24 protein-coding genes and 1 riboswitch are annotated in these 24,719 nt (G+C 49.5%); of the genes, 10 read left to right on the top strand and 14 right to left on the bottom strand.

Translation table 11 applies throughout. From position 1 onward, the window contains the following. Positions 1-50: 50 nt before the first annotated feature. The 13 genes from DW949_RS07095 to rpmH all read right to left on the bottom strand — a co-directional run bounded on the left by DW949_RS07095 (position 51) and on the right by rpmH (position 13,056). Positions 51-2,000 (bottom strand): fructose-specific PTS transporter subunit EIIC, encoded by a 1,950-nt coding sequence (locus DW949_RS07095; RefSeq protein WP_118022542.1) that lies wholly within the window; start codon positions 1,998-2,000, stop codon positions 51-53. A 35-nt stretch (positions 2,001-2,035) separates the two neighbouring features. Next, positions 2,036-2,941, bottom strand: a complete 906-nt coding sequence (pfkB, locus tag DW949_RS07100) for a 1-phosphofructokinase (RefSeq protein WP_118022543.1) — start codon at positions 2,939-2,941, stop codon at positions 2,036-2,038. Continuing rightward, on the bottom strand, positions 2,938-3,702 hold the full coding sequence (locus DW949_RS07105) for a DeoR/GlpR family DNA-binding transcription regulator (protein WP_118022544.1): 765 nt from the start codon (positions 3,700-3,702) through the stop codon (positions 2,938-2,940). The genes pfkB and DW949_RS07105 overlap by 4 nt, the downstream gene beginning before the upstream one ends. A gap of 242 nt (positions 3,703-3,944) precedes the next feature. Beyond that, positions 3,945-5,231 (bottom strand): OFA family MFS transporter, encoded by a 1,287-nt coding sequence (locus tag DW949_RS07110; protein ID WP_118022545.1) that lies wholly within the window; start codon positions 5,229-5,231, stop codon positions 3,945-3,947. Positions 5,232-5,309: 78 nt separating this feature from the next. Next, a riboswitch (ZMP/ZTP riboswitch) is annotated at positions 5,310-5,396 on the bottom strand. 62 nt (positions 5,397-5,458) lie between these two features. After that, positions 5,459-6,502, bottom strand: a complete 1,044-nt coding sequence (locus DW949_RS07115; RefSeq protein WP_118022546.1) for a D-alanyl-D-alanine carboxypeptidase family protein — start codon at positions 6,500-6,502, stop codon at positions 5,459-5,461. A gap of 26 nt (positions 6,503-6,528) precedes the next feature. Then, on the bottom strand, positions 6,529-7,242 hold the full coding sequence (gene rsmG / locus DW949_RS07120) for a 16S rRNA (guanine(527)-N(7))-methyltransferase RsmG (protein WP_118022547.1): 714 nt from the start codon (positions 7,240-7,242) through the stop codon (positions 6,529-6,531). Continuing rightward, on the bottom strand, positions 7,229-9,115 hold the full coding sequence (gene mnmG, locus DW949_RS07125) for a tRNA uridine-5-carboxymethylaminomethyl(34) synthesis enzyme MnmG (RefSeq protein WP_118022548.1): 1,887 nt from the start codon (positions 9,113-9,115) through the stop codon (positions 7,229-7,231). The genes rsmG and mnmG overlap by 14 nt, the downstream gene beginning before the upstream one ends. Before the next feature lie 41 nt (positions 9,116-9,156). After that, positions 9,157-10,536, bottom strand: coding sequence for a tRNA uridine-5-carboxymethylaminomethyl(34) synthesis GTPase MnmE (gene mnmE / locus DW949_RS07130; protein WP_118022549.1), 1,380 nt, complete (start codon positions 10,534-10,536; stop codon positions 9,157-9,159). A gap of 129 nt (positions 10,537-10,665) precedes the next feature. Continuing rightward, positions 10,666-11,517, bottom strand: a complete 852-nt coding sequence (jag, locus tag DW949_RS07135; RefSeq protein WP_118022550.1) for an RNA-binding cell elongation regulator Jag/EloR — start codon at positions 11,515-11,517, stop codon at positions 10,666-10,668. Then, positions 11,514-12,200, bottom strand: coding sequence for a YidC/Oxa1 family membrane protein insertase (locus tag DW949_RS07140; RefSeq protein ID WP_370448730.1), 687 nt, complete (start codon positions 12,198-12,200; stop codon positions 11,514-11,516). Before DW949_RS07140 ends, jag begins: the two co-directional genes overlap by 4 nt. A 68-nt stretch (positions 12,201-12,268) precedes the next feature. Continuing rightward, entirely contained in the window at positions 12,269-12,478 is a 210-nt protein-coding gene (yidD, locus tag DW949_RS07145) for a membrane protein insertion efficiency factor YidD (protein WP_118022551.1), read from the bottom strand. After that, the gene (gene rnpA, locus DW949_RS07150) at positions 12,475-12,834 is read right to left on the bottom strand and encodes a ribonuclease P protein component (protein ID WP_118022552.1); all 360 of its coding nucleotides are present in this window, start codon (positions 12,832-12,834) and stop codon (positions 12,475-12,477) included. The genes yidD and rnpA overlap by 4 nt, the downstream gene beginning before the upstream one ends. An 87-nt stretch (positions 12,835-12,921) precedes the next feature. After that, positions 12,922-13,056 carry a 50S ribosomal protein L34 gene (gene rpmH, locus DW949_RS07155; RefSeq protein WP_059076227.1) on the bottom strand — a complete coding sequence of 45 codons (135 nt, stop codon included), beginning with the start codon at positions 13,054-13,056 and terminating at the stop codon, positions 12,922-12,924. Between the two features lie 441 nt (positions 13,057-13,497). Between rpmH and dnaA the strand changes: the two genes are divergently transcribed. The 8 genes from dnaA to DW949_RS07195 all read left to right on the top strand — a co-directional run bounded on the left by dnaA (position 13,498) and on the right by DW949_RS07195 (position 21,700). After that, positions 13,498-15,105: a chromosomal replication initiator protein DnaA gene (dnaA, locus tag DW949_RS07160; RefSeq protein WP_233539528.1), complete on the top strand. Its 1,608-nt coding sequence runs from the start codon at positions 13,498-13,500 to the stop codon at positions 15,103-15,105. Positions 15,106-15,326: 221 nt separating this feature from the next. Beyond that, positions 15,327-16,442 carry a DNA polymerase III subunit beta gene (gene dnaN, locus DW949_RS07165; protein ID WP_118022554.1) on the top strand — a complete coding sequence of 372 codons (1,116 nt, stop codon included), beginning with the start codon at positions 15,327-15,329 and terminating at the stop codon, positions 16,440-16,442. Further along, a complete protein-coding gene (locus tag DW949_RS07170) occupies positions 16,439-16,657 on the top strand; it encodes an RNA-binding S4 domain-containing protein (RefSeq protein ID WP_366516751.1) in 219 nt (72 codons plus the stop codon). The genes dnaN and DW949_RS07170 overlap by 4 nt, the downstream gene beginning before the upstream one ends. Before the next feature lie 4 nt (positions 16,658-16,661). Next, positions 16,662-17,750 (top strand): DNA replication/repair protein RecF, encoded by a 1,089-nt coding sequence (recF, locus tag DW949_RS07175; RefSeq protein ID WP_199595794.1) that lies wholly within the window; start codon positions 16,662-16,664, stop codon positions 17,748-17,750. Continuing rightward, a complete protein-coding gene (locus DW949_RS07180; protein ID WP_158570655.1) occupies positions 17,743-18,621 on the top strand; it encodes a DUF721 domain-containing protein in 879 nt (292 codons plus the stop codon). The genes recF and DW949_RS07180 overlap by 8 nt, the downstream gene beginning before the upstream one ends. Positions 18,622-18,623: 2 nt before the next feature. Continuing rightward, complete coding sequence (locus tag DW949_RS07185; protein ID WP_118022556.1) at positions 18,624-18,869, top strand: DUF370 domain-containing protein; 246 nt, start codon at positions 18,624-18,626, stop codon at positions 18,867-18,869. A 75-nt stretch (positions 18,870-18,944) separates the two neighbouring features. Beyond that, a complete protein-coding gene (gene gyrB, locus DW949_RS07190; protein WP_118022557.1) occupies positions 18,945-20,864 on the top strand; it encodes a DNA topoisomerase (ATP-hydrolyzing) subunit B in 1,920 nt (639 codons plus the stop codon). Between the two features lie 26 nt (positions 20,865-20,890). Beyond that, complete coding sequence (locus DW949_RS07195) at positions 20,891-21,700, top strand: hypothetical protein (protein WP_199595795.1); 810 nt, start codon at positions 20,891-20,893, stop codon at positions 21,698-21,700. Between the two features lie 19 nt (positions 21,701-21,719). Here DW949_RS07195 and DW949_RS07200 read toward each other — a convergent pair whose 3' ends face one another. Beyond that, positions 21,720-23,042, bottom strand: a complete 1,323-nt coding sequence (locus tag DW949_RS07200) for a hemolysin family protein (protein WP_255417802.1) — start codon at positions 23,040-23,042, stop codon at positions 21,720-21,722. A 209-nt stretch (positions 23,043-23,251) separates the two neighbouring features. Here DW949_RS07200 and DW949_RS07205 point away from each other — a divergent pair, with 209 nt between their 5' ends. Both DW949_RS07205 and DW949_RS07210 read left to right on the top strand, forming a co-directional pair. Continuing rightward, positions 23,252-23,788, top strand: coding sequence for a DUF2148 domain-containing protein (locus tag DW949_RS07205; protein ID WP_199595796.1), 537 nt, complete (start codon positions 23,252-23,254; stop codon positions 23,786-23,788). Between the two features lie 82 nt (positions 23,789-23,870). Further along, a complete protein-coding gene (locus tag DW949_RS07210) occupies positions 23,871-24,620 on the top strand; it encodes a hypothetical protein (RefSeq protein WP_118022559.1) in 750 nt (249 codons plus the stop codon). Positions 24,621-24,719: the final 99 nt, after the last annotated feature.

Raw genomic sequence — 24,719 nt, forward strand, 5'->3', positions numbered from 1 at the left:
TATGAAATTCTATTGTTTAGTTTACTCTATGTACATGGGTAAGGCAACCGTTATGACTGAGGCTGCTTCTTGCGGATAACCCCCATGATGACTGCGGCAATGACAGCACCGGCTGCCAGAGATACGAAATACATGGGCCAGTTGGTGACGACCCCGAAAACGAAGATGCCACCGTGCGGTGCCGGCACAGCACACCCGAAGAGCATGGAAAGGGCACCGGCCACAGCCGCCCCGATAGCGCAGGGTGGAATAATGTGAAGCGGGTCCGATGCGGCAAAGGGAATAGCCCCTTCTGTAATAAAAGACAGGCCCATGATAAAGTTGGTAATCGTAGACTGCCGTTCTTTCGGCGTAAATTTCTTCCTGAAGAGCAGCATGGAAAGGGAAATGGCAATAGGTGGTACCATGCCACCGATCATGACCGACGCCATAATTCCCGAGCTGACGGCAGCGCCGGATGCATCCATGAGGGATGCCGTACCAAAGACGTAAGCCGCTTTATTGATAGGCCCACCAAAATCGATAGACATCATGCCCCCCAGGATCAGACCAAGGATAATGCGGCTCGATGTCGTCATAGACGAGAGCGTATCTGCCAGCCAGTGATTGAATACCGATGTCGGGGGATTGATGATATACGTCATGATAAGACCTATAAGGACCAGTCCCAGTACGGGGTAGATGAGAATCGGCTTGGTCCCTTCCAGCGCCTGGGGTAGATGGGAAAAGACTTTTTTCAGCAGGATGATAAGATACCCGGCAATAAACCCGGCAAACAAAGCACCGAAGAATCCTGACCCGCCTGTCGTCGCCAGGAAACCGCCGACGATACCAGGCATGAGTGCCGGCCGTTCGCCGATACTGGCGGCAATATAGCCGGCCAGGATAGGCATCATCATACTGAAGGCCAGACCACCGACATTTTTCAGGAATGCCGAAAGAGGAGTTCCTGTCCCAAACTGGGCCGTGCCGGCATTTCCCATATCGAAGAGAAAGGCCAGGGCGATGAGGATCCCACCGCCAATGACGAAAGGCAGCATATGAGATACGCCGTTCATCAGATGTTTATATATCTGGCGGCCTGTACTTTCACCGCTTTCCCCTTCTGTCACTGCTTCCGACTCAGAAGCCGTACCATGAAATACGGGAGGGGTTCCGTCCAGGACCTGCTGGATGAGAGCCTGCGGCTCTTTGATTCCCGCTGCCACTTTGACGAACAGGACGCGTTTGCCGTCGAATCGTTCCACCGGTACATCTTTATCAGCGGCGACGATGACGCCGGCAGCACGGCGGATATCATCGACAGTCAGACGATGCTTGACGCCACCGGAACCATTTGTTTCAATCTTGATATCAACACCCATATCAGAAGCCTTCTGTTCCAGTGCTTCTGCAGCCATATAAGTATGGGCAATGCCTGTCGGGCAGGCCGTGACGCCGATGACATAGGGCCGTCCTGTATCAGGTGCGGCAGACGGTGTTTCTACTGTGTCATTCTGTCCGGATTCTTCAGCTGCTTCTTCGGCTGCATCTTCAGCCAGCTGGACCGTTTCCGCATCGGTGATGATCTGCAGATATTCATCAGCTGATGAAGCCTGCATCAGTTTTTCCCGGAAGTCATCATCCATGAGCATCCGGGAAAGACGACTCAGAACTTCCAGATGGATATTGGCACCACCGGCAGGAGCGGCAATCATAAAGAACAAATAGGCCGGTTCATCATCGAGGCTTTCATAATCGACGCCCTGACGGACAATCATGGAAGCCAGACCGGGAGTCGCTACGGCATCGGTCTTGGCATGGGGAATCGCTATGCCTTCACCAATACCGGTACTTCCTTCTTCTTCTCTTTTAAGGACACACGCCTTATAGGCCGCAGCATCGTTCAGATGACCGCCTTTTTCCATCAGTCCGACAAGATGATCGATAGCCCCTGCCTTATCGGCAGCCTGGGCCTGCAAATCAATACTTTCCTTTTTTAATAAATCTGCAATACGCACGGAGCTTTCCTCGCTTTCCAGAAAACGCACATCGGTCAAAGTGTTTCATACAATTTTTTTATTTCCTTTTCACCAGCAAGCCAGTCCTGAAAAGCCGTAGCACTTCCGGCAGCGATGCCCCATTTCAGCGCTTCTTCCAGACTGCCGCCAGACGCTTCAAAGCCGGCCAGGAAGCCAGCTACCATACTGTCACCGGCACCGACAGAATTGACCAGCCGCCCCTTAGGCGACGGGCGGCGGTACGTTTTGCCATCTTCGCCAAGAAGTAATGCGCCATCACCACCAAGGGAAACGAGAACGTTGCGGGCGCCCATAGTCTGGAGCCTTTTGGCACACATGATAATTTCTTCGTCTCTGTGCAGGACGACACTGAAAAGTTCACCCAGTTCATCCTGATTAGGTTTGATGAGAAAAGGCCGGTAGGCAATGACGTTGCGCAAAAGATCCCCCGTAGCATCGACAACGGTGCGGATATGACGGAATTCCATACGCTTCAGGATCTGTTCATACATATCACCGGGCAGGGTAGAAGGGATACTGCCGGCCAGTACCAGCGTGTCGCCTTCATCCAGCGCTTCTATCTGTTTCATGAGCTGTTTCAGTTTGTCCTTCGGAACAGCCGGTCCCATCCCATTGACAGCCGATTCTTCTTTGGCACTGACTTTCATATTGATGCGGGAATACCCGCTGTCCAGACGGATAAAATCACAATCGCCTCCGTTTTTTTCACAGAGCCGCTCAATTTCCTGTCCTGTAAATCCTGCCATAAAACCCAGCATCCGTGCCGGTATATGGAGGTTACCCAGGACGAGTGCCACGTTGATGCCTTTGCCACCGGGATAAATCGTTTCTTTTTCTGCCCGGTTGATTGCACCGGCAGCGAATTTCTTCATATGAACGACATAATCCAGGGAAGGGTTAAATGTAACAGTATAAATCAAAGCACATGCACCTCCGTCAAATTCTTATAAGGAGCAAAATCGATATCCCGGCTGCTCCGTGCCGTTATGACTGACACGCCCGCAAGAGGCGCAAATGTGATATGGGAAGCCAGTCCGAATTTACTGCTATCAGCCAGTATAAAGGCCCGGCGGCACTGGGAAAAGGCTGCCGCTTTGGCAGCTGCTTCTTCAGCATCCGGCGTCGTACAGCCTTCTTTCAGGCTGATACCGTTCGTACCAAAAAATCCGCAGGTAAAATGATACTGCGTCAGTGCCTGAAGGAGTTCACTGCCGACGACCGATGCCGTTTTTCCCCGGACATGACCGGGCAGCATGCGGACAGATATGCCATTCCGGGCCAGTTTCTGTGCCAGAGGCAGGCTGTTGGTCAGGAAAGATGCCGCCGATCCTGTCAGGAAATCCGCCATCTGTTCTACTGTCGATCCCGCATCCAGGTAGATAAAATCACGGTCGTCCACACAGGAAGCCGCATACTGGGCTATGCGCCGTTTTTCCGCCATATGGAGTGAATACTTATGTTCCAGTTCTTCCATATTGACTTCGTATTTTCCTTCTTCAGAAGGCAGTGCCGTCGCCCCGCCATGGACACGGCGCAGCCGGCCGGTCTGGTGCAGGACAGACAAATCGCGCCGCACAGTCGCTTCAGAAATATGGAAATAATCAACCAGTTCCTGCACGGAAACGGATCCGCCGGCATTTACCAGACGTACCATCTCATCTTGTCGTTCTTCTGTCAGCACGTATATCACCTGCCTTCCTGTAATTCATGCGAATTTCTTTCTACATCTCGTATTATACAAACATATTCGTTCATTTTCAATCATATTCAATCATTATATTGAAATAGCAATCATTTTCGTTCATCTATACAGGAAGGTAATAGAAAAAAACTGCCCATGAAGTAAAAATTACTTCATGGGCAGTCGTATCTTCCTATACAGGTTTGCCATTTATAGCAGCTATCTGGAAATGGTACACATCACTACTGCATGCTGTGTTCTTTCTGCACACTGGCAGTCACGTTCGCATCACTGGTAACAATACCATGACGGGTCTTGTATTTCAGGACCAGCATGATAGCCAGTGCCAGTACGAAACAGCCGGAGAAGAACTGAAGCGTAATAGCATAGCTGTTTGTCGTTTCTTTGATAAGAGACAGGACCAGGGGACCGGCGACACCGGCAGCACCCCATGCCGTCAGGATCCGGCCATGGATAGCGCTCAGTTCCCGCGTACCAAAGAGATCGGAAAGATAAGCCGGCATGCAGGAGAAACCACCACCGTAACAGGTAATGATGAGCAGGACGAGCACCTGGAAACTGAATGCCCCCGTGACCTGGGACAACTGCCAGAATGCCAGGATTTCAATGGTGAAGAACAGGACATAGGTCATAGACCGGCCGAGATAATCGGAAACCGTAGCCCAGGCAATACGGCCAGCACCGTTCATGAACCCGATGATACCAACCATAGAAGCCGCTGCCATCGGCGACATACCGACGACTTCCTGCGCCATAGGAGAGGCAACAGCCAGAAGAGCAATGCCACAGGTAATGTTAGTGAAGAAGAGCCACCAGATCGTATAGAGCTGCCATGTCTTCATGGCTTTTTTTACGGTAAACTGGGGCATCGAATCAGCATAGACCGGCGTATGACGGGTTCCGGCTTTACGGAGGGCAGCATCGGAAACGGGCACTTCACCCGGTTTGGGAGGAGCCAGATACAGAGACGATGCCGTCATGATGACCATATACACCGCACCCAGGATGAGGAAATTGGGAATGAGGCCCAGATGCTGGACCAGGAGCTGCATGACCGGTCCGGCAATCATACTGGCAAATCCAAATCCCATGATAGCCAGGCCCGTCGCAAATCCCCGGTTGTCAGGGAACCATTTGACCAGGGTAGAAACTGGTGTAATATAACCTGTTCCCAGGCCGATACCGCCGATGACCCCATAGAAGAGGTACAACAAAGGCAGGCTGTGGAAATATAATGCCGCAGCTGTACCGAACATGCCGCTGCAGAAAAAGGTCATAGCCAGCAATCCCGACTTGCGGGGTCCGATTTTCTGGACAAAGCTGCCGAGAAAGCCGGCAGACAGCCCTAAAAACAGAATAGCCAGGGAAAAGGTCCACGTCGTATCTTTGAGGGAAAATCCCATAGCCTGCATAATAGGACGGGTAAGGACACTCCAGGCATAGACACTGCCGATGCAGATGTGGATGCCCATAGCAGACAACGCAATAAGCCAACGGTTCTTTTTCATGAATCCATCTCTCCTTTGCGGTCGGCCGGCAAGGAGAGTGCAAAAAAGCACCGGCCGGCTGGCCAAAGCATATTTTCATATCTTTGCCCAGACGGTCGGCGCTTTTTCTAAGCGACACAGTCCACGTGGTTATTCCACTTTATTCCGTCAGGCCTGCATCGCATATTTTCTTGATGTCCTTTCATTATAACAGGAAACATCAGTCTGTCAATAGGGGAAAACAGGTCCTATTTTTCCTTCTGATTTTCCGCAGTAATCTGGGCAGCCTGTTTCTGCTGGGCTGCTATCTGGGATAAGGTCTGGCCTGCCGGAGCATCGCGCAGGACATAGGCTTCCTCTGCATCGGCCGAAGCATTATACGCATTGGCAGCCTGTGTCACGGCCCGGGAAGCAGCAACTGCAGCTTTTTCAGCAGCCGTGGCATTCGTCGCAGCAGATACCGGTGCTGCCGGAGCTGCCAGTTGTGCAAAACCATAGGTCAGGAGAGCCGCCGCATCACCGGCACGGTCGCTGCTGTTGAGGATAGAGGCGACCAGGGTATGACCATTACGCGTAGCCGAGGCAACGAGGCAGGGACCGCCATCGTTAGTCGCACCAGTTTTGATGCCGTCAGCTCCCGTAAAACCGCTGGTGAGGAATTCGTTTGTCGTTTCGCAGTGTTTCGTACCGCTGTCTGCATAAGGCATGTCAAAGGAAACGTGATTGACGAGGCCGCGGAAATCGGCTGATTTCATGGCATAGGCCCCGATTTTTGCCAGGTCCCTTGCCGTTGAATAATGGTTTTCATCAGGAAGTCCGGCAGGATTGGTGAAATGGGTATGGCTGGCACCAATAGCAGCGGCTTTGGCGTTCATGGCCTGGACAAAACTGTCCAGGGACGGCGAAACCGTAACGGCTGCATCGTATGCCGCATCACAGCCGCCGACCGTCATCATACCCGTCAGGGCATTGCGAAGAGTAACTTTATCGCCGGGATAAATGCCGAGACGGCTCACATCGCCTGCCAGCTGCTGGGAAGCATCGGATACGGTCATAACCGTATCGAGTTTTCCCGATTCGACGCCGAGGATACTGGTCATCATCATGGTCGTACCTCCGGGATACATGCGCTGATCCGCATTTTTGGCATACAGTTCATTGCCTGTCGTAGAATCGATAACACAGGCTGCTTGGGCATCGATCTGCGGTTCTGCTGCCAGCGCCGACGCACTGAACATGGTAAAGCAGGCTGCCAGTACGACAGCTATAGACGTTTTCAAAGACATAATCATACACCCTTTCTCCTGAAGTTTTTATTTTATAATGGATGTTTTGCTGCCATTTTAGGTTTGCGCGGGTATCTGGCCGGGCTCGTACCGCTTTTGCGGATATAGAGGACCGCCCGTTTATCGGAAAGGCCGGGAAGTGTTACCGGGCGGACTTCTTCCAGCGTTCCTCCCAATATGCGCAGGGCATTGGAAGCTTCTTTGAGTTCTTCCTCATACTGGGCCCCTTTAAGAGCTATGAACAGGCCATCTTTCCGCACGTAAGGCAATGCCCATTCACAGAGAATGGAAAGGCGGGCTACAGCCCGGCTGGTCACCAGGTCGAACCGTTCCCGGTATGCTTCCTGATGAGCCATTTCTTCCGCCCGTCCGTGAAGGAATGCTACCTGCCCGAGGCCTGTTTCCAAGCATACGTCGCGTAAGAAATTCAGCCTCTTCTGCAGGGAATCAAAAAAAGTCACCGTAAGGTCCGGCCGGAAGATGGCCAGGGGAACACCGGGAAAACCGGCACCAGTGCCGAGATCCAGCAGGGATGCTCCTTCCGGGAAATACTTCTCATCATAGCAGGACAGGCTGTCAGCAATATGTTTGACCGCCACTTCGCCCGGTTCCGTAATGGCCGTCAGATTCATGACTTTGTTTGTTTCCAGGAGCATTTCTTCAAACCGGCAGAACTGCTGCACCTGACGTTCTTCCAGTATAAATCCCATGGCTTCCATGGCATGGATGAGGTCATTTTGAAACATGGCTGCCCTCCCGCTGATACTGTTCCAGATAAATGAGGAGTGCCGTAATATCTGCCGGAGAGACACCGGAAATACGGCTGGCCTGTCCCAGAGACCGCGGCCGGATTTCATCGAGCTTCTGCCGTGCTTCACCGGACAGGGTATCGATATCGGCGTACACAATATCATCCGGCATGAGTTTTTGTTCCAGACGGTTCATTTTTTCTACCTGTTCCATCTGGCGGCCGATATACCCTTCGTACTTAATCATAATTTCGATTTCTTCTTTGACATCAGCGTCCAGTTCCGGCAGATCAAAGGTCTGGCATAATTTATCATACGTAATGTCCTGGCGGCGCAGCAATTCATACGCTGTAATGCCCGTATGGACCGGAGCTGTGCCGAGGGCATCCAGTTTTTCAGCCATAGCTTTACTCGGCGTGATGGAAATCGATTTCAAGGCAGCTATGCCATCTGAAATGGCCTTCTTTTTAGCACAGAATAAATCATACCGTTCCTGACTGACCAGACCGATATCGTAACCTTTCTGGGTCAGGCGCAAATCGGCATTATCCTGGCGGAGGACGAGGCGGTATTCACTGCGGCTGGTCATCATCCGGTATGGTTCCTGTGTGCCCTTCGTGACCAGATCGTCGATGAGTACGCCGATATACGCTTCAGAACGGGTAAGGATAAAGGCATCTTTTCCCTGAACCTTGCGGGCTGCATTGATACCGGCAATCAGTCCCTGGGCTGCCGCTTCTTCATAGCCACTGGTACCGTTGGACTGGCCGGCGGAAAACAGGCCGCTCACTTTTTTCGTTTCCAGCGATGGCGTCAGCTGGAGCGGATCCAGGCAGTCATATTCAATGGCATATCCGGGGCGCATGATTTTTACATCTTCCAGGCCGGGAATGGTGCGCAGGAACTCATATTGAACATCGATAGGCATACTGGTACTCATGCCCTGTACGTACATTTCTTCTGTAGACTGTCCTTCCGGTTCAATAAAGAGCTGATGTCTTTTTTTATCGGCAAAGCGGACAATTTTCGATTCAATAGACGGACAGTACCGGGGACCGATGCCCTGTATGATACCATTGCACATAGGTGCCCGGTCGAGGTTATCGCGGATGATTTTATGCGTTTTTTCGTTGGTAAACGTCAGCCAACAGCATTCCTTATTCCGGTTTTTCCTTTCTGACAGGAACGAAAAGGCGTGGCCGTCCGTATCACCTTCCTGTACGGCCATTTCCTCTGTACGCAGTGTGCGCCGGTCTACCCGGGCCGGTGTCCCTGTTTTGAAGCGCATCAGTTTCAGTCCGGCTTTTACCAGCGACGCTGATAAATCTTCTGCTGAACGCTGGCCGATAGGACCGCCGGAATAGGTACATTCGCCGATGATGATCTTACCTTTCAGATACGTCCCTGTAGCCAGGATGACACAGGATGCACGATAGACTTCACCCAGCTCAGTCTGCACGCCCGTCACCCTGCCGTCTTCCGTAAGGAGGTCGGTAATCATAAGCTGTTTGACATCGAGATGATCCTGATTTTCCAGTGTTTTGGTCATGGTCATCTGATACAATTTTTTATCGGACTGAGCCCGCAGGGAATACACAGCCGGCCCTTTACCCGTATTGAGCATGCGCATCTGCAGGCACGTCAGGTCTGTATTGATTCCCATCTGGCCGCCCAGGGCATCGATTTCCCGTACAAGATGGCTCTTGCCCGGCCCGCCTACAGCAGGATTACAGGGCATGAGTGCAATATTATCAAGATTCAGCGTCGCCATCAGTGTCCTGGCACCCAGACGGGCACTGGCCAGAGCTGCTTCACAGCCGGCATGGCCGGCACCGATGACAATGACGTCATACGTATCTACTACATACATGGAAATTCCTTTCCTTTCGCAATACTTTTGCAATCTATTCATTATTTACCCAGACAGAACCGGCTGAATATTTCTTCTACAATATCATCATGAACCGTATCACCCGTAATCGATCCCAGTGCATCCCATGCCTGGCGGATATCGACGACGGCGCAATCCAGCGGCATCCCATCCTGCAGGGACTGTTGTGCCCGATTAAGAGCCTCTGCGCTCTGCCGTACCAGTTCGATATGACGGGTATTGGTCAGAAGAGCGCTGGGGCCATCAGTAAAACCGCCTTTCAGCACTTCCTGCAGCAACATGTCTTTCAGCTCATCCAGGCCTTTTCCTGTACTGGCCGAAATAGGGCAGAGAAGGAAACCATAGGGACTCAGGTCCTTACTTGTTACAACCGGAGGCAGATCCGTTTTATTGAGGACGACGATGACATTTTTTCCTGCCACCGACTGAAGAATATCTTTGTCTTCCTCTGTAAGAGGACGGGAGCTGTCTATGACGGCCAGGATGATATCCGCCCGGTCCAGATACTGGCGGGCCCGGCTGACGCCAATTTTTTCGACCGTGTCATCCGTTTCCCGTATGCCGGCTGTATCGACGAGACATACGGGAATCCCCCGCAGAGTGATCCATTCTTCCAGCACATCCCGGGTCGTCCCCGGAACGTCCGTGACAATAGCCCGTTCTTCCTGGAGAAGACGGTTCAGGAGACTCGATTTGCCGGCATTGGGAGTGCCGGCAATGGCTGCCATGACGCCATCGCGGATCATGCGGCCGCTCTGGGATTCTTCCAGCATATGCTGCAATTTTTTCTGCATGCCTTTCAGTGCGCCCGATACGTCGGGAACAGCAATATCTTCCAGATCTTCTTCCGGATAATCAATCATGACTTCCAGCCGTGTTACCAGTTCTGTCAGTTCGTTACGGGTCTTATTGATGACTTTGGAAAGCCGCCCTTCCAGCTGGCTTACGGCACTGGTCAGTCCGGCCCTGCTTTTAGCCTGGATGACATCCATGACGGCTTCAGCCTGAGCCAGATCGATACGGCCATTGACAAAAGCCCGTTCCGTGAATTCACCGGGATTGGCCATGCGGGCGCCACTGCGCAGTATGAGCTGCAGGATAGATTCCAATGCTTCCCGGCCACCATGACATTGGATTTCCAGGACGTCTTCTGCCGTATATGAATGAGGTCCTTTCATAATAAGAGCCAGGACTTCATCGATACAGGTCCCATTTTCATCGACAATCGTCCCGTACTGTATGGAGCGGTCCCGGCGCTCTTTCAGAGGAACTTCCGATTTACTTTTAAATATTTTATCTCCTACGGCATAGGCACCGGGCCCGCTGATACGGACCGCACCGATACCGCTTTCTCCCAGCGGTGTTGTAATTGCCGCAATGGTATCTGCCGTATCATACATATAAACGCTCCTTTCTGACAGAACTATAGGCGGACCGGTCAGATAACAAAAATGGCCAGATACCAGCGGTCCGTGAAAGATTCACTAACCAACTGACACTGACCACTGGTCACTTGCTCCGTTATAGCCCTATTCTGCGTAATAAATGACGACATGACGATACGGATCCTGACCTTCACTTTCCGTACGGACATGGTCCGCATCCTGCAGTGCTACATGGATAATTTTCCGTTCATAGCCGTTCATAGGTTCCAGGACGACTCTGTCGCCTTTCTTTTTTACCCGCCCCGAAAGACGCAGAGCCAGCTGCTTCAGCGTTTCTTCCCGGCGGTGGCGGTAATTTTCAACGTCGAGCATAATGAAATGCCGCGTTTCTTTTCCCTGATTGGTTGTCAGATTGGTAAGATACTGGAGGGCATCCAGAGTCTGGCCATGTTTGCCAATGAGGATACCGAGATTTTTTCCATGGAGATGAAGAATAATTTTATCAGGCTTGATCATTTTTTCAATCACGACCTGCATACCCATATTCTTCAGGACTTCCTGGAGAAATTCCCGTGCTTTGGCAGCCGCTTCTTCGGCTGTAAAATCTTCTTTCTGATCTGCTGCTTCATCTGCAGGAGAAGCAGCTACGGAATCCTTTGCGCCATCAGCAGGATGATTTATTTCTGATTCTGCCGGAGCAGAAACCGGTTCTTCCGGACACGGTGGTTCTGCCTCCGCTATCCCGGCTGCATCAGCAGCTTGCTTTTCCGCTTCTTCTGCCTTGCGCACATCTTCCTGCTGCCGCTGCAGCACGTGTTCTGCTTCTTCTTTTGCAGTCACGCGGACGACAGCGGGCTTGCTGCCAATGCCGAGGAAGCCGCTTTTAGGTTCAGACAGCACTTCTACCGTCACTTCATCACGGGTCAGTCCCAGCTGTACCAGGCCGGAACGGACAGCATCTTCAATCGTTTTTCCTGTCGCTTCTACATGATTCATGCGTTAGCAGCTCCTTTCTTTTTGCCGCGGAACATGATGATCTGCTGCAGCCACTGGAATACGTTGGATACAACCCAGTAAATGACCAGGCCACTGGGGAAACTGATGCTGATCCAGCCAATGAACAAAGGCATGACAATCTGCATGATTTTCTGCTGTTTTGCCTGGGCTTCGTTCATCGCTACCTGGGCACCGCTCATCTGTTTCTGGATGGCAAAGGTAGAAATAGCGGAAAGAATAGGCAGAATATACGTAGGATCGGCATCGCCAAGGCTTGGCATCCAGAGAAAGCTCTTATACGCTTCATCATAAGGATATTCACGCAGTGCGTAGAATATGGAAATAAGGAACGGCATCTGGATGAGAATAGGCAGACAGCCTGAAAAGGGACTGACTTTTTCTTCCTTATATAATTTCTGCAGGGCCATCTGCATTTTCCGCTGGTCGCCCTTATATTTTTTCTGCAATTCCTTGACTTTTGGCTGAATCTTCTGCATGCCTTCCATGGAACGGATCTGCTTGGCCGTCAGAGGCGCCAGTATCAGCTTGATAATAACCGTCAGTAAAATAATGGCAATGCCATAACTCGGATACCCGACCATATGGGTAAACTGGTAGCAGTAATCGAGAAAAACGGACATAATGCCAGCCAGCATGTCCATGATTCCGCTAAAAAAACTCAATACTCTCAACTCCTGTCGAAGATTAAAAATGAAAAAATCAGACAGCCTTCATTTCATCTGCCTGATACCTAGGGTACAGGATCATATCCGCCTTCATGAAAGGGATGGCATTTTAAAATGCGCCTGACTGCTAAATAACTCCCTTTCAGTGCGCCGTACTTCTGCAGTGCTTCAATGGCATAAGCAGAACATGTAGGATAAAAACGGCAGCACGGCAGATGCAGCGGAGATATGCACATCTGATAAAAACGTATCATGAAGATGAATAAGGATTTCATTCACATCGCTTCTTCCATACGTTCGCCCGGCGGAACAATTGCAGAATGCTCCGCTCAGCTTCTTGATATCCAACCTGCTTTAAATAGCCGCGCCCAATCAGTACCAGATCATAGCCGTCTTTCAGCTCGTACTGATGAAGGCGGTATACTTCCTTCATCAGCCGCCGGCATCGGTTGCGTTCTACGGCACAACCGATTTTTTTTCCGGTTACAAAACCGATACGGGTTGGCTGTTTGGGAGAACGGGGCAGTACATACAATACGGCCAGGCGGTTGACAACAGATCTGCCATGGCGGTATACGAGCTGGTATTCCCGGTTTTTGCACAGCCTCTTCTCTTTTTTTAACTCATACATCGTATAGTTCCTAAGCTTGTAATTCCTAAAAATGGCAGAAGAACAGAAAAATTCCTTACAGGAACTTTTCTGTTCATCTCGTAAAAATTAAGCAGAAAGCTTCTTTCTGCCTTTCATGCGGCGTTTTTTCAAAACCATGCGGCCACCTTTAGTCTTCATTCTTTCACGGAAGCCATGAGTTCTTTTCTTCCATAATACATTCGGCTGATATGTCTGTTTCAAGATAGACACCTCCTTCTTATCGATACAACGTATATTGAATTTACACCATAACAGTGTAATTATAGACAATCCCCCTGCTGATGTCAATTGTTTATTGGAAAAATTTCAAAAGATCTGTTACTGCCTGAAAATACATATCTATAGGCTGCATATATAGGTATTATCTAAAATATAATCAGAATCTAACAGGGATATAACCTGTTTCTAACTTCTATTTGTGCATAACTTACTTTTGATGTACAATACAGATGTGGTCTTCGTACAGATATTCACCAAGTTATACACAGTTTATCCACAGATTGTGGATAACTTAATGGGTCGGAAATTCGATATCTATCGGCTTTCCGCTTTTTTCAGCTTATTTTATCCACTTTATCCACAATCTTTTATGAACATATCCACAAAAGAAGTACTTCACCCGATTGGAAAGGAATGTATGACATGATAGACCTGACTGAACTCTGGATCGGTATACTGACCGATATACGGCCTCAGGTATCCCCGCAAATTTATGACAACTGGTTTGAAGCTGCCCTGATTCCCTGCATGTATGAAAACGACGTCCTGACTCTGGACACGACGAGCCGTTTCGTCTGTTCTTTTATCAGCAAAAAATACACAGATCTCCTGGAAACGGCAGCCAGCCATGTAACAGGCCGTCCTACGCAGGTACGTCTCATCTACAGCACGGGAGGCGAAACGGCACCGGAACCGGCAGTATCTCCGGCAGTTCCTGCTCCTTCGCCAGCAGTGCCATCCCCCCGGAAAGAGGAACCAGCCGCTGCCGTACCAGCATCCTCTTTGGAATCACTGGAAGAAGACACGATCCGGGAAAATCAGGAATATGACGAACCAGAATGGGCGCAGACAACACTGGAACCGGTCGATACAGAAAATCCAGATGCGTACGAATACGAAAGTATTTCCCTTCCGGAAATCCGGTCTGCCAAAGACATTACTCCGCCACCAGCAACAGAAAAGCCAGATCCGGTTCCGGTCGTGCAGGTTCCCATTTCTGATGGACTCAACAGTAATTATACATTTGATACCTTTATCGTAGGCAACAGCAATCGTATGGCCAATGCCGTTGCCTTATCCGTAGCCGGCGCACCGGCCCAGAAATACAATCCATTCTTTATCTACGGGGATTCCGGGCTGGGAAAAACCCATCTGATGCATGCCATCGGCCATAAAATCCGGGAAAATTTTCCCAATATGAGTTTGCGCTGCATCACCAGTGAAGATTTTGCCAATGAACTCATCCAGTCCATCCAGGATAAAAATCCGGAAAGTTTCCGTCAGCGGTACCGCAATGTCGATGTACTCCTCGTCGATGATATCCAGTTCCTTGAAAATAAAGAACACACACAGGAAGAATTCTTTCATACATTTAATAAGTTATATCAGGATCACAAACAAATGGTATTTACCAGCGACCGGCCGCCACAAAATCTGAAAAAGCTGGAAAACCGGCTCCGTTCCCGCTTTCAGGCTAGCGCCGTCGCCCGCATTACCCCGCCGGATCTGGAAATGCGGACAGCTATTCTCCGCCGCCGTTCCCAGTCCGAACACATCGAATTTCAGAACGATGCCATCAATTTCATTGCTGCCAATGTCAGTGAAAATATCCGTGAACTGGAAGGAGCTTTTGTCCGGGTCACCCTGCAGGCGGCAGAAGAACATTCACCGGTTACACTCGACGTCGCCCAGAGAGCATTACAGGATCTGGTACAGGCCAGTGATAAGAAAAAATATATTACCATTGATGAAATCACCAAAGCTGTCTGCCAGTTCTATAAGGTAAAATATGAAGACCTCATGAGCAAGAAAAAAACAAAGTCCATTGCCTTTCCCCGTCAGATTGCCATGTATCTCTGCCGGGAACTGACAGAAAATACGTATCCTCACATCGGCACGGCATTTAATGGCAGGGATCATTCTACGGTCATGCACGCCTGCGATAAAGTAACGAAAGCAATGGAAAAAGATAAAAATTTCCGCACCATGATCGAACAGTTGAAGACGCGCATCATGAGCGTGGACAAGTAAGAGGAAAAAATGTGGAAAAAATCCAGTTTATCCACATCTTCCGGAAATGAGTGGATTTGTGGATGGGAAATTCCTATTTATCCACAAGTTATACACACCTGTGGATAGCTTAAAATAAGGCATTCACAGGACTTATGCACAATTTCACATTGCCTATGACTATTACTACGATTTTAACTCATTTTCCAATTAATCTCACCATCATAGAAAAGAGGACAACCATGAAACTCAGATTCAAAAAAGAAGACCTCAACAAAGGACTCCAGTCCGTACAAAAAATCGCCCAGGACAAAAGCAATAACATTTCTTACGAAAACGGTCTGCTCATCAAAGCCGTCGGTGACCTCATCGAATTCCAGGCCAACGATTACGATATGGGAATCCGTACGGAAGTGCCAGGCATCATCGAAGAACAGGGTGAAGTCTTTATTGCCAATCCTTTTCTCATTGAACTGACACGGCGCCTGCCCGGTGATGAAATCGAAATGATTAAGCAGGATGGCGATACACAACTCCTGCTTAAAGGAGGAAAACTGAAATTTGAATGCCTGACCATCAATCCCGATGATTTCAGTGAAGTAGAAATTGTTGATAATGGAACTTCTTCGTTTACGACAGACAGTATTACCCTGAAAGACCTCATCGATCACACGTCGTATGCCTGCGCTACCGATATGGCACGTCCTATTTTTACAGGTACTCATATCGATGTCACCGGGACGACTCTGAATATGGTTGCTACGGATACGCATCGCCTGGCTCTCAAATCAGCCGAACTGGCACAGCCTGTCGAACAGCCTTTCAAGGCCGTCATTCCGAGCCGGCTTCTCATGGAAATTGCCCGGCAGCTGCCGACGGATATGCCCCAGGATGTACAGATAGTAGCGCTTCGCAATTTCATGACCGTACGGTTCGGGAATATTTTCATCCGCACCCGTCTGATAGAAGGAGAATTCCCGAATTACCGCCGTGTTATTCCTACGCAGTTTACCAGTGCAGTGACACTGAACCGCCAGGAATTTACGGCAGCTGTCGAACGCGCTTCTATCGTGGCTAAGGATGCCCAGTATAATGTCATTAATTTTGCTATTCAGGATGATCAGATCAGTCTGACCAGCCAGCATCCGGACTATGGCACGATTGAAGACAGCGTTCCCTGCCAGATTGAGGGAGAATCCATCCGTATCGCTTTCAATGGTAAATTCGTCCTGGACATACTGAAGCACTGCCACAGTGAAGAAATTGTACTCCGTCTGAAGGCAAGCAGTCCGATGCTGGTACAAGATAAAGATGAACAGAATTGTGTATTTGTCGTTACACCAATGAGGGCAAAATGATAAAAAATATTGAAATTAAAACCGATATGATTCAGTTAGATCAATTTTTAAAATGGGCCGATGTCATAGAAAGTGGTGGACAGATCCGTCCTCTTCTGGATGAAAAGCGGATTTTTGTCAACGGCACGCTCTGCCTGGCCAAGCGCAAGCAGCTCCATGCTGGTGATATCGTAGATATAAAAGGCATCGGCACGTATAAACTGACTGGGGAATGAGACCATGCTGATTCATGATATCCGCCTGCTGCATTTTCGAAATTATGATGATGAACGCGTGGAATTTCCCCCATCGATTGTCGTACTGTACGGAAAGAACGGACAGGGAAAAACCAATCTTCTGGAAGCGCTGTATATGGCAAGTATTGGCAAATCTTACAGGGGACTTACCGATGCGGACCTCATTCACTGGCAGCAGCAGACGGCAAGTGTGATTCTCAATTTCAGCCGCAGCGGTGTCATGCAGCAGATTAAAATGATTCTTTCCAAAGAAACAAAAAAAGAACTATGGGTAAATGAAACAAAAGTATCGCGCAGAGAACTTATCGGTACATTGAATGAGGTCCTGTTTTCACCGGAGGATTTACAGCTCATCAAGGCAGGGCCGGCTCTGCGCCGCCGGTTTCTGGACCGTGAATTATCCCAGGTCAGTCCGGTATACTGTCAGACACTGCTGCGGTATCACCGGGCTGTTGCCCAGCGCAATCTGCTGCTGAAGCGCATGAAGTATGAAAAGGTACAGTCCCTGGATGAATGGGACCGCCAGATTGCCAGTCTGGCCGCCGATATCGTGCAGCGCCGTCTGGAAGCTCTGCATAAAATCCGCCTGCTGGCCCGGATTATTCATAAACGTCTCAGCGGCGGCGAAGGATTGGATATTGCCTATGTGCAGCCTTACGGTGACGGGAAGGGGAAAGATGCCCGGTGGTATTACGATACCCTGCAGTCTCATCTGGAGCAGGACCGGTATCGTATGTCTACTTCTGTCGGGCCCCACCGGGATGACCTGGAATTTTCCATTGCCGGGGCTGATTTAAAGAAATACGGATCCCAGGGACAACAGCGCACGGCTGTCTTGGCATTGAAACTGTCCGAATTGGAATATATGAAATCGGAAACAGGGGAATACCCGGTATTGCTTCTGGATGATGTCATGAGTGAACTGGACGGTCTGCGCCGTCAGGCATTATTATCCTTTGTCAAAGGACGCATCCAGACGTTTATTACGACGACGGAACCGGATATGTTCCGGTCTGTTGATGATTGTTCTTTTATCTGTATTGAACAAGGCAGGGTGGCTGTCCATGGTTAAGCGGACCCATGAAATGGGAAAGGCTGGTCTTTCTATACCGGCTGTCCTCAAAGAGAATAAACTGCTGACACCATACCGTTTTTTTCAGGCAAAACGGGACTGGCCTCAGATTATAGGTAAACAAATTGCGAAATATTCTTATATTAAAGATATAGATAAAAACTGTGTAATAATAGGAGTTCTCAATTCTATATGGATGAACCAGCTCTTTATGTACAGTCAGGAAATACAAAAGAAATTGAATGACTATATCGGTGAAGAGTTTATCCATTCTGTACGGTTTGTACGGAGCGGAAAGAAACCGGCACCGGTCGTATATGAAACACTCGATGGAGAAGAGGAATCAGACTACCCTTCTGGCCGTATCGGTGATGTAGTCCTGTCTGACGATTATGTGCAGACCGTGAGACAGGAGACGTCCCATCTTCCGGAACGTATCCGTGAGAAAATGGCAGCCCTGCGTTTCGCCCAGGAAAAAAGGCGCCTGTCCATGGAAGAGGAAGGATTCCGCCATTGCCCGCGCTGTGGCCGCTGGCTGGCCAGAGGGGAGACGGTATGTCTTTTCTGCCGCCTTGAAGACCGGCAGCATAAAAAAAAGCTGGTCCATGACCTTTTGATACAAATGCCATGGTTGTCTCTGGATCAGTTTGCTCATGAAATAGGAGCCGGACGCAGTGACCGGTTGTATATCGAACTGTACAATGAAGTACGGCGGGACTGTATTTATAAACTCATTGAACGGATCCATTATGACAGCGATACGCCGGAAGATGATTTATTCCTGGCTTTGTTCATCACACGGAAAACGCCGGTAGAACTGACAGACGATCATGTCCGCAACCTGGCAAACCGTTATAGAAAGAAGGAGTGACCATGTATCTTCATATCGGCGGCAGCCAGATGATTGATGTACGGCGTCTCGTCGCATTGTTCAAGGCTCACCCAAGCCGTGCCAGCAAATCCAATCCGCTCATCCAGTATTATAAGCCGTATGAATATGTGGGAACCTGCACGGAACGGATACGCACATATGTAGTCACGGAAGATGCGGTATATGGTTCGCCTCTGTCCCTTTCTACACTGGTCAGGCGGTATGAAGAGTTGTTTAGTGTGGATTGAGCGGCTGAAATCTGGTATAATAAGGTGTTACAGGTCCTATGTCATCACAGGAGGACAGAAGAGGAGGAGCATTGCATGTCGGAAGACAAGAAAATAAAGTATGGTGCGGAACAGATTCAGGTCCTGGAAGGACTGGAAGCCGTACGCAAACGGCCGGGAATGTATATCGGCAGTACGAGTCTGCGTGGCCTGCATCATCTCGTATATGAAGTAGTAGATAATAGTATTGACGAAGCATTGGCTGGCTATTGCACACATATCGAAGTGGAAATAGGGGAAGACAACAGCATCAGTGTCACCGATAATGGCCGCGGTATTCCCGTTGCTATGCATAAAGTGGGAAAACCGGCTGTCGAAGTCGTTCTGACCGTGCTCCATGCCGGTGGTAAATTCGGCGGCGACGGTTACCCTATTTCCGGCGGTCTCCATGGCGTCGGTATCAGTGTTGTCAATGCACTGAGTGAATGGACCCGTGTCGAAGTCAAGCGGGACGGATATTTTTATACGATTTCCTTTAAACGCGGCGTGACCGACCAGCCTCTCATGAAAGTACGTCCCCTGCGCCCTGGTGAAGAAACAGGTACACACGTCACCTTTAAGCCGGATAAGGAAATATTCCCCGATACGGTCTATGATTTTGATACGCTCAAAACACGTCTGCGTGAGCTGGCGTTCCTCAATAAGGGACTGCATATTACCCTGACGGATAAACGCGGCGAAGGCAAGCAGGAAGTATACTGTTATGAAGGCGGACTCGTGTCTTTCGTGGAATTCCTGAATGAAAACCGCACGGCTGTCAATCCGACGGTAGTTCAGATTGACGGGGAAAAGAATAAAGTCATTGTCGATGTAGCCATGCAGTACAACGATGGGTACAGCGAAAATATCCTGAGCTTTGTCAACGATATCTTTACGGAAGAAGGCGGGACCCATCTTTCGGGATTCCGTTCGGGCCTGACACGTACGATCAATGACTATGGCCGCCAGGCCGGGCTCATCAAGGATAATGAGGATAATCTGTCTGGTGACGATGTCCGCGAAGGATTGACGGCTGTCATCAGCGTCAAAGTGCGGGAACCGCAGTTTGAAGGACAGACTAAGACGAAACTGGGCAACAGTGAAGTCAAAGGAATTGTCGATAATATCGTATCGGACGGCCTGCGGGAATATCTGGAAGAACATCCGGCAGAAGCCAAAAACATCATTAATAAAACCATTTCTGCTTCGAGAGCCCGTCAGGCTGCCCGTCGTGCACGGGAACTGACACGCCGCAAGAATGCACTGGAAATCAGCAGTCTTCCCGGTAAATTGGCTGATTGCTCGGAAAAGAATCCGGATCAGACGGAAATCTATCTGGTCGAAGGGGATTCTGCCGGTGGTAGTGCCAAGCAGGGACGGGACCGCCGTTTCCAGGCTATCCTGCCGCTCCGTGGCAAAATTATCAATGTGGAAAAGGCACGTCTCGATAAGATTCTGGCCAATGATGAAATCCGTTCTATGATTACTGCTTTTGGCACAGGGATTGGCGAAGAATTCGATATTACCAAGCGCCGGTATGACAAGATTATCATCATGACCGATGCCGATGTCGATGGTGCCCATATCCGCACGCTGCTCTTGACCTTTTTCTACCGGTTCATGAAGCCACTTATCGAACAAGGCCATGTCTACATTGCCCAGCCTCCGCTGTACCAGGTCCGCAAGGGAAAACAGGTATGGTATCTCTATACAGATGAAGCGATGAACGCCAAGCTGGAAGAACTGGGAAAAGATAGTTCCGTCGTCGTACAGCGGTATAAAGGTCTTGGTGAAATGAATCCGGAACAGCTCTGGGAAACGACGATGGATCCGGCAAACCGAACTATGCTCAAGGTCCATCTGGAAGACGCTGTAGAAGCCGATAAGATTTTCTCGGTCCTCATGGGGGACAAGGTAGAACCACGTCGTAAATTCATTGAAGAAAATGCAAAGAAAGTCCGGAATCTGGATTTGTAAGAGGTTTCCTTGAGGGGGGATGTCTGATGAAACGAATTTGGCATGTAAGTCTTTGCGTAGCGCTGTGGTGTGCCTGTACGTTTTCCGTTCTGGCAATGGATACGGCACCGGCTGACGCAGCCTCTGCCCCGGCTGTAGCGGAACATACGCAGCCGGTCGTCATTACTGATCCGGCTGTTCATATGAAAAATACGAACAAGTATTATATTACTTCGGGCCGCGTATATGATACTGTCACAGGAACGATGGAAGAGATTTCCCGTGAAAAGACAGGACTTCCCCAGGATACGGGACGGTATTATTACAGGGTAGAAAAAAATCTTACCGGTGATTATTTCTATAGTGTCAAAGCGTATGATACGGACAGTCATATCCTCATAGGCAGCTATTTTGTAGCCAAAGATGACTCCTGCGTATGGAAATTACAGGATAATGATGATGCTATACTGATTCTGGGGACACCGGAAAAACTTCTGGAAAAAGCGGATGTCACCGTGTATCCGGGAAAACTTCCCATGGGAAGTTTTGGTATCCTGCGTGTCCGCATGCCGGGACGGCTGCCCTATGATATCAAGGTTACCAGTCTGAATCCATCGGTAGCCGATATTTCTGAAAAAATGAATATTGTACCCAAGTCAGAAGGCAAGGCGGATCTGGTCATCGATCTGCGCATGGGAAATACGGTACGGACCATTACCCGGACTGTCAAAGTCATTGAAACGGCGGATTCGTCAGATTACGATTCCGGCCACAGGCCGATTGGTATCGGCATCGGTATCGGGTGGGGTGATGGATGGCACCATCATGGCCATGGCGGTATCGGAATCTGGGTGTAAACAAAAAAAAAGAGACCGCTTATTCAGCGGTCTCTTTTTTTGTTACCAGAATCTTATCGACGCGGAGATTATCCATATCCATGACTTCAAAGGTGAAGTTTTTCCAGCTGCACGTATCTGTCTCTGCAGGGATACGGCCTATTTTGTACGTGACGAATCCGGCCAGGGTTTTGTATAAATCATCTTCTTCACCGGGAAGGTCTTCGTCGAGGTCAAAGAAATCTTTAAATTCCTCAATCGTAAGCAGTCCTTCCATGAGCCATTCGTTCGGACTGCGGCGGATGATGCGGTTGGCTTCTTCCTGTTTTTCCTCTTCACCGGCAGGCATGATGCCCAGGAGTTCTTCCAGAATATCATGGAGCGTGACGATTCCGCTCAGGCTGCCGTATTCATCGAGAACGGCTGCTTCATGGACACCGTGTTCGCGGAAGGTCTGGACGACTTTCATGATATCCATGGATTCGGGAACATAAATGGGACGGCGCAGGCTGTCTTCCAGAATCTGTATCATCGATGGCGTATGTTGTTTCAGGACCGACGCATGATATTTTCCAAAGACGTCCGTAATCGATACGACACCGACAAAATCGTCGAGAGAGCCGCGGCCGACAGGCATAATCAGATGATGGCAGTCGAGCATTTCCCTGATGACCGTTTCTTCCGGATCTTCCAGATCAATCCAGTCTACCTGGGTGCGGTTGGTCATGATATCGCTTACATCCATATCGCCGAGGCGGAAAACGCGGTCCACCAGTTCCGGTTCTTCTTTGGCAAAGGCTCCCAGTTCTGCCCCTTGTTCGAGAAGAAGTTTGATTTCGTCTTCTGTGACCGGTTTCTTCTGGGGATGGCCGGCCCCCATGAGTTTCATGACGGCTGCCGTCGAAGCAGACAAAAACCATACTAAAGGCGTACAGAAAGAAGAGAAATACAGCATGGGACGGGCCAGAAAGCAGGCAATCCGTTCCGGATTATCAATAGCCAGACGTTTAGGGACCAGTTCACCCAGAATCAATGTCAGATAGGTGATGGCGATGACCAGTGTGGTCAGACTTACGGAATAGGCGTATGGTGCAATAGGCGGATACAGAGCGATGAGAGATTGTGACATAGGCTCTGCCATAGCCGTACCGCCATAGACACCGGTGAGCAGGCTGACCAGTGTCATGCCGAATTGTACGGTAGAAAACATTTTATTCGGGTTTTCCCGTAACCGGATGACAATGCGGGCAGAGCGGTTTCCTTCTTCTACCAAAGCTTCCAGGCGGGCCTGACTGCAACTGACGATGGACATTTCCAGCATAGAAAAAATACCATTTCCTATGATGAGCAATACGATGACCAAAAATTGTTCTCCTAGCGAGACATCCAAGTCTGATAACAACTCCTTTTTCCATTCAAAAATATAGGGGATTTGATGTGTATTATATCGTGTTTAGCCTGTTTAGGCAAGATGATGGCAGAAACATTCCGTTTCGTCATACTCTGTACTGGCAGGCATGGGCAGACTCTGGTATGATAAATATAAAAGCGGTATTTCAAGGAGGTTGATGCATGATGATCTATACAGGGGATGAAATGGAAAAGAAAGCCGTCCTGGAAACGGCATCCCGCATGTGTGCGGCAGCCAGGACTGCACCGAAAACGAGACATATTGACGGTATCCATACGCTGGTCGTCACGGGAGAGGAAAAAGATGCACTGGCCGATAAAATGGAAGAAATCGGAAAGAAGTATTTTGGCGATTCCTGGCAGCACTGGTATGGACGGGATGCAGGAAATGTACGGCAGGCTGATGCAGTAGTCCTCATCGGTATCGAAAAAAGTTATCGAGGCCTGGCCCACTGTGATTTCTGTGATTTCGGAGATTGTGGCGGCTGCCGGGAAGCTGGCGGCAACTGTGCGTATATCTACGTCGATCTGGGCATTGCCCTGTCTTCTGCTGCACTGGCTGCACACAGGGAACTGACAGACAGCCGTATATATGCTTCTATTGGAAAAGCAGCCGGTGAAATGCCATACGGCTGTGAATATAAATGGCTGGGTATTGCCATATCCATTTCCGGGAAGGATCCTTTTTTTGACCGGTAAAAAATATAAACGGGTAGTTCACATTTTTTCTGTATCTGCTATACTAGATACGGATTGAAATACAGGGAAAGAAGGAAGTATCATGAAGTTTCAGCAGATTTTGAAAAAAGTATGTATTCTCCTTTCGGGAGCCGTCATGAGCGCCTCTGTCTGTCTGGCTGCCATACCGTACGATCAGGTTCTCATCGGCGGTATCGGACCCGGTTCGGCTGTCAGCTATATGAAGAGTCTCTATGGCCAGCCTGATGCTACGAATTTTGATACGCCGACTCAGGCAACGTATACGTATGGCAATTCCTTTGTCATTACGTCTAACCCATCAGATGTCAGTACGATTTTTACTGTCCTTTCCTCTGGCCATAATGGCCTGAATACGCCGGCTGGTGTCGGTGTCGGTATGGATGAAGCCGTCATTACAGAAAAGTACGGTCCCTGCGAAAGAAAGGGAGAAGTCAATGGTGTCACCTACTATCATTACGCTATGGAACCCAATCCGTCGCTGCCCAATGCCTTTGGGGGATATAGTTTTGGTGTAGAAAACGGTAAGATCATCTCCATCTGGGCCGGTGTTGTAGCCGATGATAATGGAGCAGCTGCCGCAGCAGCCGTGGCAGGTGGCACAGCATCTGCAGCAGATGGAACGGCACAGGCCTCCCAGAATGCAGCTTCCCAGGAATCAGCACCTGTACCGGTCGTTGCTCCCGTCAGTCCGGCTGATGCTAAAACCATAGCAGAACACAATGCGTCGGAACAGAAAGAAACGGCTCCGGATACGACATCCAGGGTCACAACAGACAATGGAACGACTGTCACTATAGAAAAGACAGAATAAGAGACATAGGAACACGTGATGTAAGCTGCAAAAACAGACTGCTGCACGAAGCTTGATATGCTCCCCCTATGAGAGACAGTAAAAAATAAAACTGTCATC

It is taken from the genome of Megasphaera sp. AM44-1BH (assembly GCF_003467125.1).
GTDB lineage: Bacteria > Bacillota > Negativicutes > Veillonellales > Megasphaeraceae > Megasphaera.